The sequence below is a fragment of the Nonomuraea sp. NPDC050536 genome, from assembly GCF_044457685.1.
In the GTDB taxonomy this organism is placed as follows: domain Bacteria; phylum Actinomycetota; class Actinomycetes; order Streptosporangiales; family Streptosporangiaceae; genus Nonomuraea.
In genome coordinates, this window is sequence record NZ_JBITHD010000001.1 from 1,032,956 (window position 1) to 1,048,196 (window position 15,241).

Genomic DNA, 15,241 nt, shown 5'->3' on the forward strand with positions numbered 1-15,241 from the left:
CTTAGTCGAGGGGGAAGAGGTGGAGGCGGTGCGCTGTGGCGGCGGCCTCTGTGCGGGAGGCCACGCCTAGTTTGGACAGGATGTTGGAGACGTGGACGCTGACCGTCTTGACCGAGATGAAGAGCTCGGCGGCGATCTCCCGGTTGCTGCGGCCGTCGGCTACCTGTGACAGGACTTCCAGCTCCCTGGCAGTGAGTCCGAGCGGCTGGCCCTGAGGCACGGGCTCGTCCGCGATCGCGATCCTGGCTCGGCGGGCCAGGTCGTCGAGCTCCGCCGTCAGCGGTGCCGCGCCGAGTTGCTCCGCTAGTTCTCGCGCTCGGGTCAGCCGCGATGCCGCACCCTGCCTGTCACCGGCCGTCACCGCCGCGTGTGCCCCGCCCAGCAACGCCCAGGCCTCCGAGTACGGTTGCCGCAGCTCCGCCCAAGCCTCCACCGCCGCGTCCCAGGCCTCGACCCGCCATGCCGGGGTATCCGCCACGGCCTCGAGCCCCGAAACCGACGCGCCTCCGCGACGAGCGGCAACCCCGCCGGACACCGCATTCCGACCCGGAACACCCCTGCCGTCAGCCGTGGCCGGTGCACCGCCAGAACCCGCAGGACCTCCACCGACCACGCCGCCGGAAGCCACGGCATTCCGGGTGACCGTGGGAACGCCGGACGGTGCCGCATCCGCAGAGGTCACGGCCCTGCCAGGCGCCCCGGCACCGCCGGAGGTCGAAGCATCTTCGGTGGCCACGCCGCCAGAAGCCGAAGCGTCCTCCATGGCCACACGGTCAGAAGTTGCGGTCTCAGCGTAAGAAGCCGGAGCCGACGCGCCGTCAAGAGTCGCGGGAACCCCTTCGACCAAGTCGGCGGGAGGCGCATCCGTAGGGGTCTTCGGGGTGGCCTCTGGCGGGAGGGTGAGGCCGGTGAGGGCGTGGAAGGTGAGGCGGAGGGCCTGCTGGAGGTCGCCTTCGGCGTCCAGCCACGACGCCAGCGACCGCAGTTCCTCCAGAGGCGCCGACTCCAGCCGCGCGCACGCGACCAGGACCGGCCACGCGTAGCGAGGGCTGGCCGTCAGGTCCTGCTCGCGCAGGGTGCGGAGCGCGATGTGGCGGGCCTCGTCGAGGCGGCCGTGCGCGGTGAGGAGCTCGATCTCGCGGCGCGCCTGCGGCAGGATCGTCTGGGCCCGGTACGAGCCGCGCGACAGCACGCTGCGGGTGGCGGCGAAGAGCGTGTCGGCCCGGTCGAGCTGACCCCTGGCGAGGGCGATGTCGAAGGCGAACCCCTGCAGGCTGGCCCGGTAGGGCGCGGGCGGGGAGAGGTCGACCGCGTGCTCGACCACCTCGAGCGCCTCGTCCCAGCGGCCGAGCGAGACCAGCGGCTCGGCCAGGTTGATCGACAGGAAGGTGCCCGACGTGCGGGCCAGGCCGTAGCGGTCGGCCTCGGCGATGCCGTTGCGGGCGACCTGGGCGGCGCGTTCGTGCCAGCCGGCGCCCTCCAGCGCGTCGGACTCGGAGATCGCGCTGCGCAGCAGCGCGTTGTAGGCCTCGGCGCGGATGGCGATCCTGTTGGCCTCGGCGAACGCGCCGAGCTGGACCTCGATCTGCGAGTAGCGGCAGCGCGCCCAGGTCAGCGTGATGAGCGCGTGGGACTCGGTGCGTCCGTCGCCGACCTCGTGCGCGATGCGCATGGCCTGCTCGGCCGTGGCGATCTTCTCGTCCCAGTCCTCGGGGGTGTGCAGCATGCGGGCCAGGCTCTCCAGCACCTGGGCGCGCAGGCGGCTGGGCGGCTCGGCCGGCACCAGCGCCGCGGCCTGCCGCAGGTCGTCGATGAAGCCGTGGCGTCCGAAGTCGTAGCGGGTCAGGCCGCGCTGGCGCAGCATCCGGGCGGCGCGGATGGGGTCGGTCTCCTGGTCGACCTCGGCCAACGCGGCGCCGGCCAGCGCGATGGCGCGCTCGTACTCGCCCGCCAGGTGGGCGACCGTACTGGTGAGACGCAGCACCTCGGCGTGGTCGGCGCCGATGCGCTCGGCGACGTCGGGCACCTGGTCCCACAGCTCCAGGACGCGGGACATCATGGTGAGCTGCTCGTCGTAGGCGGCGGACTTGCGGGCGGCGGCGGCCGCGCGCCAGGCGCTGATCAGCGCCCAGGTGGAGTCGTGCGCGGCGTGCCAGTGGTAGGCCAGCTCGATGGCGCCGCGCGGCGCGGGCAGGATCGACAGGTCCTTCTCGAGCGCCTCGGCGAAGCGGGTGTGCAGGCGGGTGTGCTCGCCGGGCAGCAGGTCGTCGTGGAGCGCCTCGCGGATCAGCGCGTGCCGGAAGGCGTAGCCCTCGCCGTCGACGACCAGCACGTTGCCGGCCACGGCCGGGCGCAGCGCCCGGTTGAGCGCGCCGTCGTCGAGCTGGGCCACCGCCGACAGCAGGGCGTGCTCGATGCGCTGGCCGCCGGCGCTGGCCACCCTGAGCAGCTCCTGCGTCTCGTCGGGCAGCCGCTCGACGCTGGCGAGCAGCAGGTCGCGCAGCGACTCGGGCAGCGCGTCGCCGCCGCCCTCGACCAGCAGCGCCTCGACGAACAGCGGGTTGCCCTCGCTGCGCTCGTAGATCTCGTCCATCTCGGCGGCGGACGGCTCGTGCTCCAGGATGCCGGCGGCCTGCGCGATCACCTCCCTGCGCGACAGGCGGCGCAGCTCCAGCCTGGTCACCCAGGCGACCCGCCCCAGCTCGGCCAGCAGCGGCCGCAGCGGATGGGTGCGGTGCAGCTCGTCGGCGCGGTAGGTGACCACGATCAGCATGGGGGCGTCGGAACGCTGGTAGCGGACCAGGAAGGACAGCAGGTCGCGGGTGGAGCGGTCGGCCCAGTGCGCGTCCTCGATGACCAGGATGACCGGCTCGTCCTCGGTGAGCCGCTCCAGCAGGCCGAGCACCTGCTCGAAGAGCCGCGCCCGCGCCTCGGCGCCGTCGCGGTCGGGCTCGCCGAACTCCGGCAGCAGCCGAGCCAGCCCGCGCGTGGTGCCGCCGGGCACCATCGCCGCGATCGCGTCACGCCCGAGATCGCGCACCAGCGTGCGCAGCACCGCCGTGAAGGGTGCGAACGGCAGGCCGTCGGTGCCCAGCTCCAGGCAGCCGCCCACCAGAATCCGGGCATCGCCCGCGCGGTCGGTGAACTCCTTGATCAGACGGGTCTTGCCGACGCCCGCCTCGCCGCCGATCAGCACGGTGGACGAGGCCCCGGAACGTGCCTGCGCCAGCGCGCGGCCGAGCGCCGCCAGCTCGCCCGAGCGCCCGACGAACACCGGGCTCACCGTGTGGATACTCACACGGCAAGGATGCCATCTGGATACGACAGGTTGGTCAGCGCAATACCTTGCGATAGAACGTCGCCGAGGCCTCATAGCCGCGCGCGTGGTAGAACTCGGGCGCCCTGCGTGTGGCCATCGCCACATATCCGGCTTCGCGCGAGCGCGCCCACGCCTCGAATTCGACCAGCAGCGCCCGCCCGATGCCCTGCCGGCGCGAGCCCGTCTGGACCATGGCCTCCTCGACCCAGGCCACCGGCCCGTTCGCGAAGAGCGTGAGATGCACGAACCCCAGCAGGTAGCCGTGCACGTGTCCACCGACCACCGCGGCGAGCAGCAGCGCATCGTCGTTGCGCAGCAGCTGGGGCAGGGCCACGTCGAAGGCCTCCCGCTCGGGGCGGAACGTCAGCCCGAACTCGTGGGCGAGCGCGAAGATCTCGTCCGCATCGGTCTTCTCAGCCCTCCTGATCAGGAGATCCTCAGACGTCATGGCACGTGACACTAGATCGTTTTCGCCTCGCCCGTCCACTTGGGCACCCGCTTTCCCGCACCTGCCACTCACCGACAAGCATAGGCATCCGTACGGCCGGCCACCCCCCGACCCGCCGGTGACGCCCGCCGTACGAAGTCAGCTGGTGAGGGCCTTGACGGCCTGGGCGGCCACGTCCTGCGCGCCCTTGATCAGCACGTCCTCCGGCACCGGCTTGACCTTGTCGCCCTGGGCGAGGATGTCGCCGTTGGGGAAGTCCGTGCCGAAGTAGCGGATCTCCAGCGTGGCGTTGCCGGCGACGACCTCCGCCCACACGTTGGTGGTGCCCTTGAGGTTCGAGGTGTACATGGCGTGCGCCTCGTCACCGACCCCCGCGAAGTCCTTCATCGGGGCGTACGTGCTCAGGTAGCGCAGGCCGGGGTTCTCCTCCTTGGTGCCCGCCATGTCCTTCATCGAGCGGATCTGATCCTCGAAGTCCCCGCGGGCGTCGTCGACGCTGGGCCAGACGTTGACCGACAGGTGGATGGAGCGCAGCGGCACCGTGCCCGTCTTGTTCCAGGTCTTCTGCGTCCACTCGCACCCCTTGCGGAGGGCGCCGTAGCCGTCCTTCTGCACGCCGGGCTCCGACACCGCCTTGGGCGCCAGCTTGGCGATGAGGGTCTCCGGCAGCAGGTCGCACACCTCGGGCACCGCCTTCAGCGGCGGGTAGGTCGAGGTGGCGCTGGGGGTGGGCGACTCCGAGACGGAGGCGGATTCCGACGGCAGCTCGGACGGCAGCTCGGACGGCAGCCCGGAGGGCAGGTCCAGGGACGGCGGCGCGAAGGACGGCTCGGCCAGTGGCGGCGGGGAGGAGGAGCCCACGTCGCGCAGCCCGACCGCCAGCCCGCCGACGAGCGCCACGACCGCCGCACCCGCCAGGATCCCCTTGGCCCAGCCCGGCGGCTTCGACCCGGAGGGTGGCTGGTGGCCCGCGTCCGGCCAGTAGGACGGCGGGGGAACCGGGGGCGCGTCCGGACTCTGGATCATGACCACATCCTGGAGTCAATGATTACGAATAGGTCAGTTAGGGATCGAAATATAGCCAACTTGAAACAATAAACACTATGGTCACGTGCGTGCCTGGTCAGGGGGAAACAACGATCGCAGGCCGTTATCGAGTGCTTCGAGCGCTCGGCCAGGGAGGCATGGGGACCATCTGGCTCGCCCACGACGAGCTGCTCGACCGCCAGGTCGCCATCAAGGAAGTACTGCTTCCGCAGTCCCTCGATCCGGCCGGGCGCGCCGAGGCGCTGCAGCGGTCGATGCGCGAGGCGATGGCCGCCGCCCAGCTGCGCCATCCCGGCATCATCACGATCCACGACGTGCTGTCGGAGGACGGCAGGCCGTGGATCGTCATGGAACTGCTCAAGGGCCGCGACCTGAAGGAGGCCGTGGCGGCCGAGGGACCCTGGGCGCCCGAACGGGCGGCGGACCTGGGCCTGCGGCTGCTCGACGCGCTGAACGCCGCGCACGCCAGGGGCATCCAGCACCGCGATGTGAAGCCGGCCAACGTGTTCCTGACCGACGACGGCCGGGTGGTGCTGACCGACTTCGGCATCGCCAGGCTGGAGGACGAGGCCACGATCACCGCCTCGGGCCTGCTGGTGGGCTCGCCCGGGTTCATCGCGCCCGAGCGGCTGCGCGGCGAGCGCGGCGGCCCCGAGTCCGACCTGTGGTCGCTGGCCGCGACGCTGTACGCGGCGGTCGAGGGCAGGGCGCCGTACGTCGGCACGTCCCCGCTGTCGATCCTGCGTGACGCGCTGACCCGGCCGCCCGACCCGCCGATGCGTGCGGGTCACCTGGGTCCCGTGCTGATGGCGATGATGGCGCGCGAGCCGTACCAGAGACCCATGGCGCAGGCCGCGGAGCAGTTGCTGCGGCGTGTCGCCGAGGGCGGGCCCGCGCTGGCGCCACCGCCGGTGAGAAAGAGCAATCGCGTGCCGATCCTGGTCGGGGCGGGCGTCGTGGTGGTCGCGGCGGCGGCCGTCGCGGTGGTGGCGCTCATGCCGGGCGACAAGCCGCACCCGCCGCCCAAGGTGGCCGGAGCCGGCAACCCCACGCACATCGCCCCGACCCCCACGCCGACTCCCACCCTCACGCCCACGCCGGCGCAGGAGGAGGAGGCCAGGTTCCACGCTCCGGTGAACCTGTGCCAGACCCTGACCGCCAAGCAGCTGGCCGCGCTGGTACCCGGGGCTCCGAAGGGCAAGCGCGACGGCGACTCCTGCGACTGGACCCTGCGCGGCATCGGGCTGTCGATCCAGGCGCTCGCCGTGGACAAGGCACCGGATCCGTGGAGCGCGGAGCTGGATCCCGCCAAAGAGGAATACGTCAACAAGAGCAACGCGCGCAGCCAGAGTGCGAAGATCACCTGGCTGTGGCCCGAGATCGGGCTGAAGAAGGGCATCACCCAGCCCCGCACGCACTTCAAGGATCTCAAGGGCATCGGCGACGAGGCGTTCACCTACGACCTGGTCAACCCCAAGGGCCAGGCGGAGCACGTCACCGTGATCTTCCGGGTCAGCAACGTGAACATCGAGATCAGCTACGTCAACGTCAACCGAATCGGCAAGGGCGACACCTTGAGCCAGGGGGCGCGCGGCGCCGCGCGCTGGGTCGCCGACAGGCTCAACCGGAGTACCGAATGAACCAACCTCGACTCGTGGGCGGCCGCTACCAGCTGATCCAGCAGATCGGCCGGGGCGGGATGGGTATCGTCTGGCAGGCCCGCGACACCTCGATCGGCCGCGACGTGGCGATCAAGCAGGTCATGCCGCCGCAGGGCATGGCCGCCGCCGACGCGGCGGCGCTGCGCGCCCGGACGCTGCACGAGGCCCGCACGGCCGCGCAGATCAGGCACCCGGCCGTGGTAGGCGTCCACGACGTGGTCGACGAGGGCGGCGAGCCGTGGATCGTGATGGAGCTGGTCCGCGGCCGCTCGCTGGACCAGGTGATCAAGGCGGGCGGCCCGATGTCGCCGCAGTGGGCGGCCTCGGTCGGGCTGTTCGTGCTGTCGGCGCTGGCCTCGGCGCACGCGCGCGGCCTGCTGCACCGCGACGTCAAGCCGGGCAACGTACTGATGGCCGACGACGGCCGCATCCTGCTGTCGGACTTCGGCATCGCGGCACCGTCCGGCGCGGCGGTCCAGCCGGGCACCGTGCCGGTGGGCACGCCCGGGTACACGCCACCGGAGTGCCTGACCGAGCCCATGCGGCCGGGCCCGTACTCCGACCTGTTCTCGCTGGGCGCCACGATCTACTACGCGGTCGAGGGGGCGCCGCCGTTCCAGCGGCCCAACGCGATGGCCACGCTGGGCGCGGTGATGACCGAGCCGCCCAGGCCGCCGCAGCGCGCGGGCGCGCTCGCGCCGATCCTGCAAGGCCTGCTCGCCAAGGACCCCGCGCACCGCCCCGACACCGCCACACTCAGACAGGCCCTGACCAAGCTCACCGGCCGGCCGGGCGTCAGGACGCCGGCCGCCGACTGGGTGGTGCCCAAGGCCGCCGCGTACGGCTCGGCCGCGGCGGTGGTCGTGGCGTTCGTCGCAGCGATGACGCTGATCCTCACCATGGGGTCGTCGTCGGCCACGCCCAAGCCCACCCCGACGCCCGTCGCCGCGCCCAAGAAGACTCAGAGCGCGGCACCCAGCCAGGCGCCCACCAGCACGACGCCCACCCCGTCGGTGTCGACGTCGACCAGCAGCGCCCCGGCCGAGCCCGGCAAGTTCTCCAAGATGCCCAGGCCCTGCTCGCTGCTGACCAAGCCGCAGGCCACGCAGCTCATCGGCCCCTACCTGACCTCCTCGCTCGACCCGTCGTTCATCTGCGGCTGGGGCAACACGGCCAGCGGGAACAAGGAGATGGCCTTCTGGGTGGAGCTGTGGCTCTACCCGCCGCAGGGCGACGGCTACGAGACGACCCTGGCCCAGGACCACATGACGGGCAGGAAGAAGGAGGACCAGGACCAGGCGGGCCGCGGCGGCACCGGCGGCAGGCACGGCGAGGTGTTCGAGGTGCCGGGCGCCGGCGACGAGGCCTTCGGCCAGGAGGTCGAGGAGACCGGCGCGGGCGGCAAGACCTACGTGGTCAACGTGACGTTCCGCACCAGCAACATGGTGGGCGAGCTCCGCTTCACCAAGAAGCTCGCCAACGACCCCAAGCTGCGCGACAAGGCCGCGCAGGCCGCCAAGTTCCTGGTCCAGGGCCTGGCGGGCAAGGCCTCCTGACCGATGCGCGTGATCGCAGGACGCTACCAACTGCTCGCCCCGCTCGGCGCCGGCGGCGCGGGCACCGTCTGGCGCGCCCGCGACGAGGTGCTGCACCGCGAGGTGGCCGTCAAGGAGGTACGGCTGCCGCCGGGCCGTGACCGTGACCGGGCGCTGGTCGACACCCTGCGCGAGGCCAGGGCGGCGGCGGCGCTGAACCACCCGTCGATCATCACGGTGCACGACGTGATCGACGAGGGCGGACAGCCGTGGATCATCATGGACCTGCTGACGGGCTCGTCGCTAGGCGACCTGATCAAGCAGCGCGGCCCGCTGCCGGTCGGGCAGGTGGCCACCGTGGGGCTGCGGGTGCTCGACGCGCTGGAGGCCGCCCACCACCGGGGCATCCTGCACCGCGACGTCAAGCCGGGCAACGTGATGGTCACCGAGTCGGGCGAGGTCGTGCTGACCGACTTCGGCATCGCCTCGCACACCGGCGACGTGCCGGGCGCGGCCACCGCGGCGGCCGCGGCGCACCTGGGCAACGTGCCGGGCTCGCCCGGTTTCATCGCCCCCGAGCTGCTGCGCGGCGAGCCGGGCGGGCCGCTGTCGGACCTGTGGTCGCTGGGCGCCACGCTGTTCACCGCGACGGAGGGCAGGCCGCCCTTCCACCGCGACTCGACGATGGCGATCATCGCGTCGGTGCTGAACGCGCAGCCGGCACCGCCGCTCCGCGCAGGACCGCTCGGCGGGCTGCTGCTGGCGATGCTGGCCAAGGATCCCGGGATGCGTCCGCACCCGCAGGCGATCAGGACGGCACTCGGTCCGCTGGCGGCGCCGTTGCCGGTGCGCGCGCGGGAGATGGCGACCGCCCCCACGATCCCGGTCAGGGCCCGCAGGAGCAGGGCGCCGCTGATCGTGGCGGGCGCGGCCGTGCTGGCCGCGGTCGGCGTGACCTCGGTCGTGCTGCTCAACCGGGGCGAGGAGCCACCCCCGCAGCCGCAGGCGCAGACGGACATCCCGGCCCCCGTGGAGCCGCCGGCCGCCACCTCGGCCGCGCCGTCACAGGCGCCGTCCAGCGCGGCGCCGCCGACCGTGCCGGCCAGGGGCGACGGCAAGTTCGGCCAGTCCCCGGCCGCCTGCGACCTGATCACCGACGAGCAGGCGCAGGAGATCCTGCCCGGCTCCCACTCCAGCCAGGACCAGGTCTACGACGACTCCGCGTGCAACTGGCTGGCCGGCGTCGACAACGCCAGCATCAGCGTCAAGGTCACCTACACGGACACGGTCGAGAAGGCCAGGACGACCTTCGAGCGCACCCAGCAGACGCAGAAGTCCAAGGCCGCCAAGACGGACAAGAGCGAGACGTTCCCCATCCAGCGGCTCGGCCTGGGCGACCAGGCCTTCGTGCAGGACAGGCGGGAGAGCTGGTTCAACTCCTCCGCCAGCACGGCGTGGCTGCGCGTCAGCAACGTGGTGGTCAAGCTCGAGATCTACTACACGCACGACAACGCGACCAAAAAGCTGCACCCCCTCGCGGTCAAAGCCGCCCGAACCGTGGCCGACAACCTCCAGAAGGCATCATGAACGACAACCAGAACTTCCCGACCGCGGCGATGCGCGACCACACCGCGCCCACCGCTCCCGCGGGTACGCGGCCTGGGCTGCGGGTCACGCCTGTGATCTTCGGCGGGGCGCTGGCGGTGGTCGTGCTGATGGTGTTCACGGTCGTGTTCCTGGCGACCAGGCAGCCGGACAAGACCGCGGCGGCAGCCGTACCGTCCAAGACGCCCGCGCAGGTGCCGACGCAGCCGGCCGTGGAGCCGACGCCCAGCGAGCAGGCCAGCACCGCGGATCCGCCGCCGACCGGGACCGCCAAGTTCACCCAGGACGTCGAGCCGTGCCCGCTGGTCGATCAGAGCCTGGTCAGGAAGTACACCTTCTTCCCCGACAAGAAGCAGATCTACCAGGAGGAGTGCGAGTGGCAGACGCTCGCGCCGGGGAAGGGCATGCCGGGGAACAACCAGTGGCTGCTGAAGCTGTACGTCAAGGTGTTCCCCGGTGACCTGGCCAAGGCGCAGCAGCAGTTCCTGGCGCAGCGGCAGGACTCGGTGCTGCTGTCCAAGACGTTCACGCCGGCCGAGCCGCCCATCGGCGACGCATCGTGGACGACCCTGTACACGCTGGACAGCGGCAACGACCACGGGCCGACCACGGCGACGGTCGGCGTCCGGGTCAGCAACGCCGTGATCATGGTGACCTACCAGCGGCGGGTCACGGAGGACCCGCAGGGCAGGCTGATGAAGGGCGCGCTGAAGATCGCCAAGGCCGCCGCCGACAAGCTCTCCACTGGCGGCTGAGTGGCGGCAGGAATAAGGCTCCCAGGGTCTCGGGTCAGCATGACGTCATGAAACCCTGGGCTGACCTTTTGACATAGGTGGCCGACCGCTTCTGAAGCGTCTCACCTCAGGAAATCGCACGAGTAACCAAAACCCGTGCAAATCTGAGGGAGTTCACTAATTGAATACTCGAACCCAAACGGCTGAGAATTGTTCGCTGTGGTAGCGGTGGCGACTATTCTCGTGTTGCGATAGATCCGAGCCGCTCTTCCATCTGCTTTCATGTCGTACAGCGTGCCCCGCCGTGTATAAGTATCGTTGAGCTGGCATCGCTCATACTCTGCGTAGGCGCCTCCGTCGGGGCTTTCGGCGATCAGGTTCACACAGTTTGCTTTCGCGCTGTGTGCTTGAGCTGCCGCTGGGCCGGCAAATGTAGCCAGTGAGAGAAGGCCAACGGCCGCGGCGTGGTTCCAAATCCTGTAGCCGATCACGTGTGTCATCCTCCTTGATCGAGTCTGTGTAATATCGTGATATCAGCGCTCACGTTTGGAGTCAACGGGGATTTGTGTGAGTGGTCAATGAATGTGGGGTGTCCAGGTGTGAGGTAGCTGATGGTGAGTTTCTCGCACCTTTCGGCGATCAGGTTCTCGTTCGTGCGCGTGCTGTCCCGGGCCGGCGCGCGTGCTGAACAGCTTCTTCGTGGTACGAGGCGCGCGCCGGGCCGGGATCGGCATGAACCGTGTGCGGGAGGTGATCTCCCAGCACCCCGGCCCCTGGAAGATCGCCTTCCAGGTCTCGAACACGGTGGCCGTCGTGTTCTGGCGGCGCGTTGCCACCGAGATCGCCGGTGACGCGTGGACGGAGGAACGCCAGCTCATCCCGAACCGGTCCGATGTCGCCCCGGATGTGTGGATTTCCTTCACTGCCGCCGAACGGGGATCAAGCAGGAGCGCGCCTCGCTCTCAAGATCGATTTCCTCGTATGGAGTCGAAGACATATAGCGTGCCGCCGGAGGAGCACGAGGCCCCCGATCGGTGGCGCGCGAGGTCGCACGGTGATCGGTGGCGCGTGAGGGTGCGGGGCGCTCGGTGGAGCGTGAGGGGCCCGAGGGTGCCCGGAGATGGCTGTGCCGTACGGCGAACGCTACGGTTGGCCCGTGTTTGGGATCGTTCGTCCGTGTCGGCATGGGTTATGTACGGGACTGTTCAAGGATTGGCTGGCGCACCTGTGCGGGCTGTGCCTGGCCCTGCGGGATGAGCATGGCCATGCCGCGCGTCTCGTGACGAGCTATGACGGCCTGCTCGTCTCGGTGCTCACCGAGGCGCAGCGGCCCGCGACCGCGCCGCGCCGCCGGGCCGCGCCGTGCGCTTTGCGCGGGTTCCGGCGCGCCGACGTTGTTGAGGCAGAAGGTGTACGGCTGGCGGCCGCCGTGTCGCTGATCCTGGCCGCAGGCAAGGTCAAGGACAACGTCGCGGACGGTGACGGCGTCTACGCGCGCAGGCTGGTGGCTGCCGGTGCCACGCGGCTGGCCGCCCGCTGGTCGGCCGCCGGAGGCGGGACGGCCGTCGGCCTCGGCTTCGATCCGGCGCCGCTGGCGGCCGCGGTGGAGGAGCAGGCCAGGCTCGAACGGCGGTCCGGTCTGGCCGTGTTGGAGCTCACCGCGCCCACCGAGTCCGCCGTCGCCGCGGCCTTCTGCCACACCGCCGTGCTCGCCGACCGGCCGCACAACCGGGTGACTCTGGAGGAGGCGGGCCGGTACTTCGGTCGCCTGGCCCATCTGCTGGACGCGGTCGAGGATCTGGCAGCCGACCGTGCCCGCGGCGCCTACAACCCGCTCGTGGCGTCGGGCACGAGCCTGGCGGAGGCCAGGCGGCTCTGCGACGATGCGGTGGCGGGACTGCGGGCCGCCGTGGCCGACCTGGATCTGGAGCGCCGCGGTCTGGTCACCGCGCTGCTGGTCAAGGAGACGGACAAGGCCGTCACCCGCACGTTCGCGGACGCCTCGGAGACCGAGGACGAGCGGAAGGTCGAGCCGGACCCAGGTGGTCTCCTCTCGCTGTTCTGCGGGGCCATGGCCTGCTGTACCTGCGGCCTGTACCGGCCGCCGTGGGACGAGGACCGCCACAGGTCATGCACCGAACGCTGCGACACCGGGTGCTGCGACGCCTGCTCCAACTGCGGCGACTGCTCCAACTGCGGCGACTGCTGCAGCTGCGACGATGGCTGCTGCTGCGACTGCAGTTGCGACTGCTGAAGTCCACTTCCGGACGCTCGACGTCGTTGTGCTCGCCTTGACGAACGCCGTCCATACGGGGGCGCGATGCGGGGAGGCCGCGATGTGGGGCGATGCGGGGAGGTTGGGGTGTGGGGTCGGGCGTGGTGGTTGGCCAGGCCGGGCCCCGGGGGTGGGTGGGTCAGCCGGTTAGTTGGGCTTCTAGGCGGTAGCCGTCGACTGTGACGTAGACCTGGTCGCCGGGGCGGGCGTTGAGGCGCATGAGGACCGGCTGGAGGGAGTCGAAGACCGGCTGGTGGCCCTGCCAGACCAGGACGATGGCGTTGTCCCCGGGACCCGTGACCGACAGGAGGGTGCCGGGGCGCATGCCGAGCTGGGCCGCGTAACCCTCGGGGACCGGGACCGGGCCGCCGCGCAGGTGTTCGGGGGTGACCTCGATACGCTGCCAGCGGCGCGGGTCCGAGGTGGGCCCGGGGATCGGCCGGGGCGGCGTCGAAGGCGCGCCGGCGAGGCCGGGAAGGACCGGCGGGCGGCCGCCCGACAGGGCAGACAGTGCGGCGAGCGCCGCGGTGGGGTCGATCGAACCGGTGTCGGCGGTGGGGATGGGCTGGCCGCCGCGATGGTGGTGGCCGTTGGCTCCGGGAGTACGGCGGGGCAGCGGCTGGGCGGGTGCCGGAGCGGCGGACGAGGCGGCCATCGGCTCGGAGGGCGCCTCGGGCGGGAGAGCGTCGAGCCAGGCCTTGGCCGAGTGGGCACGGATACCGAGTTCGGCGAGGAGCTCCACCGGGTCTGAGTCGCTGCGGCGAGTGGCCAGCAGTTGCCGGGTACGGGCCTGCAGCCCGTGGATGTCGCCGACGACGAGCCAGCCGTCCTGCAGGCGGCGGTCGGGCATGAGCGTGACCAGTACCCGCCACAGCGGCGACCGCAGCGACGGCACGCTCACCGGATGGGCAGGGTCGGCGCCGACCAGCTGGTCCTGGGTGGCGGCGGCGCCGAGCCACTCGGTGAGCCGGAACATGTGCCCGGTCACCGGTGCCGACTCCGACGAGCGCAGCCAGTGCAGGATGCGCTCCTCGGCGGTGCGCTGAGCCTGCGACAGCGCGTCCCGGTCGACGAGCATCTTGTGCGCGAGCGTCCGCAGGCTCACGGGGTCCTCGGCGAACAGACGGTGTACGGCTACCGCCAGCTCCAGCTTGTCCAGGCTGCGGAAGAGGCCGTCGACGACCCGCACCATCGCGTGGTCGGTGTCAGACGGTACGGCCGGCGAAGCGGAAGCAGCGGCCGGAATCGCGGAGAACATCCCGGTCTGCGGCCCACCTTCCAAGGACCCGCTCCCAGAAGGGGCGAAGGTCCCGGTCTGCGGCGGTACGCCGGAAGGCGGCACGGCGGAAAATGGCCCGGTCTGCGGCGGAGTTCCGGAAGGCGGCACAGCGGGGAACGGCCCCGTCTGCGGCGGAACGCTGGAAGACGGCACGGCGGGGAAGGGCCCGGTCTGGGGCGGGGCACTGGAGCCCTGCGCCGAAGGCGGGGCGGTGGGACGCGGCCCAGAGGTCCCGGACGCGGGAGGCGCGGACAGCGGCCCGTTCGGCGAACCCGACGGGCGCCGCGGCAAGGCGCCGGGTTGCGATCCGGCAGCGTGCGGCCCGGCGGCCGGAGAGTCGGCCGGAAGCGGCGGAACCGAGGGAAGGGGGCCGGTCTGGGGCCGGGCCCCCGAGGAGTCGTCCGGAATCGAGGGAAGCGCCGAGCCGGGCTGAGCCCCAGAGGCGGCGGCCGGGAATGGCGGAGCCGCGGGATGCGGGCCGGTCTGCGGCCCGGTGGGCCGAGCCCCCGAAGCGGCCGCAGGCGAGCCGGTCGAGAGCGGCGGAACCGCAAGATGCGGCCCGGTCTGGGGCCTGGGGTCCGAGAAGGAAGGAACCGCGGGGCTGGTCTCGGGCCTGGGGTCCGAGAGCGTCGGAACCGCAGGATGCGGGCCGGTCTGCGGCTGGGCGGGCTGAGCTCCCGAAGCGGCCGCAGGAGAGCCGGTAGAGAGCGGCGGAACCGCAGAATGTGGGCCGGTCTGGGGCCGGGCGTCCGAGAGGGGAACCGCGGGGTGCGGGCCCGTCTGGGGCTGGGCGCCAGAGGAGAAGGACTGCTGGGAGGGGAGCTGGACCGGGTGGGTGATCTCCGGGTGCGACTCCGTCCGCGACTGGGGGATGCGGCCCAGGATCTCCCTGAAGACCGACCCGATGACCACTTCGGCGGTCACCGACGGGGTGGTCAGATCGCCGGGACACAGGCGGCGTAGCCGCTGCCACCCGCCCAGCCCTTTGATCGCCGTGCGCGTGGGCTCGGGCCAGCCCGGGAGCCCGGGGTCGATGTGGTGCACCACCAGGGCGGGAACCATGTCCGCCAGCGGCAGATAGTCCCAGCGGGAGGACGCCAGCCGCGCCAGCCGTTCGCAGATCCAGTCGAGCCCGGCGGTGCCGAGCGCCCGGGACAGGGCGACCGAGGACCACCAGCTCGCGGGCAGCCGCGGGTCGGCAAGTGCCTCCGCGACCTGCTGGGGACGGCTCCAGCGCAGGGCAGGCACCAGGTCGCTCAGGCAGATCGATGACTCGACATCCATCGGCGGACCTTATCCTCCCCAGAGTGACGCATGTGGCTATTGGTGCAGCCTACG

Annotated in this window: 9 protein-coding genes; 5 read left to right on the forward strand and 4 right to left on the reverse strand. The window is 71.5% G+C overall.

Features of this window, described 5'->3' with window-relative positions; all coding sequences use genetic code 11:
• Position 1: 1 nt before the first annotated feature.
• The 3 genes from ACIBHX_RS05105 to ACIBHX_RS05115 form a co-directional block, all read right to left on the reverse strand.
• Positions 2-3,298 (reverse strand): helix-turn-helix transcriptional regulator, encoded by a 3,297-nt coding sequence (locus tag ACIBHX_RS05105; RefSeq protein WP_397064340.1) that lies wholly within the window; start codon positions 3,296-3,298, stop codon positions 2-4.
• Between the two features lie 34 nt (positions 3,299-3,332).
• Entirely contained in the window at positions 3,333-3,767 is a 435-nt protein-coding gene (locus tag ACIBHX_RS05110; protein WP_397064342.1) for a GNAT family N-acetyltransferase, read from the reverse strand.
• A 138-nt stretch (positions 3,768-3,905) separates the two neighbouring features.
• The gene (locus ACIBHX_RS05115; protein ID WP_397064344.1) at positions 3,906-4,793 is read right to left on the reverse strand and encodes a hypothetical protein; all 888 of its coding nucleotides are present in this window, start codon (positions 4,791-4,793) and stop codon (positions 3,906-3,908) included.
• Positions 4,794-4,870: 77 nt separating this feature from the next.
• Here ACIBHX_RS05115 and ACIBHX_RS05120 point away from each other — a divergent pair, with 77 nt between their 5' ends.
• From ACIBHX_RS05120 to ACIBHX_RS05140, 5 genes are all read left to right on the forward strand, one after another.
• Entirely contained in the window at positions 4,871-6,454 is a 1,584-nt protein-coding gene (locus ACIBHX_RS05120; RefSeq protein ID WP_397064346.1) for a serine/threonine-protein kinase, read from the forward strand.
• Positions 6,451-8,031, forward strand: a complete 1,581-nt coding sequence (locus ACIBHX_RS05125; RefSeq protein ID WP_397064348.1) for a serine/threonine-protein kinase — start codon at positions 6,451-6,453, stop codon at positions 8,029-8,031. Before ACIBHX_RS05120 ends, ACIBHX_RS05125 begins: the two co-directional genes overlap by 4 nt.
• 3 nt (positions 8,032-8,034) lie before the next feature.
• Positions 8,035-9,597: a protein kinase gene (locus ACIBHX_RS05130; RefSeq protein ID WP_397064350.1), complete on the forward strand. Its 1,563-nt coding sequence runs from the start codon at positions 8,035-8,037 to the stop codon at positions 9,595-9,597.
• Entirely contained in the window at positions 9,594-10,370 is a 777-nt protein-coding gene (locus ACIBHX_RS05135; protein WP_397064352.1) for a hypothetical protein, read from the forward strand. Before ACIBHX_RS05130 ends, ACIBHX_RS05135 begins: the two co-directional genes overlap by 4 nt.
• Before the next feature lie 1,099 nt (positions 10,371-11,469).
• Positions 11,470-12,603 (forward strand): DUF5685 family protein, encoded by a 1,134-nt coding sequence (locus tag ACIBHX_RS05140; protein ID WP_397064354.1) that lies wholly within the window; start codon positions 11,470-11,472, stop codon positions 12,601-12,603.
• 160 nt (positions 12,604-12,763) lie between these two features.
• Here the strand turns inward: ACIBHX_RS05140 and ACIBHX_RS05145 are convergent, their stop codons facing one another.
• On the reverse strand, positions 12,764-15,187 hold the full coding sequence (locus ACIBHX_RS05145; protein ID WP_397064355.1) for a hypothetical protein: 2,424 nt from the start codon (positions 15,185-15,187) through the stop codon (positions 12,764-12,766).
• Between the last annotated feature and the right edge of the window lie 54 nt (positions 15,188-15,241).

Coding starts and splice junctions, on each gene's coding strand:
- ACIBHX_RS05110 (WP_397064342.1), bottom strand. CDS start 3,767: ATGACGTCTGAGGATCTCCTGATCAGGAGGGCTGAGAAGACCGATGCG.
- ACIBHX_RS05115 (WP_397064344.1), bottom strand. CDS start 4,793: ATGATCCAGAGTCCGGACGCGCCCCCGGTTCCCCCGCCGTCCTACTGG.
- ACIBHX_RS05120 (WP_397064346.1), top strand. CDS start 4,871: ATGGTCACGTGCGTGCCTGGTCAGGGGGAAACAACGATCGCAGGCCGT.
- ACIBHX_RS05125 (WP_397064348.1), top strand. CDS start 6,451: ATGAACCAACCTCGACTCGTGGGCGGCCGCTACCAGCTGATCCAGCAG.
- ACIBHX_RS05130 (WP_397064350.1), top strand. CDS start 8,035: ATGCGCGTGATCGCAGGACGCTACCAACTGCTCGCCCCGCTCGGCGCC.
- ACIBHX_RS05135 (WP_397064352.1), top strand. CDS start 9,594: ATGAACGACAACCAGAACTTCCCGACCGCGGCGATGCGCGACCACACC.
- ACIBHX_RS05140 (WP_397064354.1), top strand. CDS start 11,470: ATGGCTGTGCCGTACGGCGAACGCTACGGTTGGCCCGTGTTTGGGATC.
- ACIBHX_RS05145 (WP_397064355.1), bottom strand. CDS start 15,187: ATGGATGTCGAGTCATCGATCTGCCTGAGCGACCTGGTGCCTGCCCTG.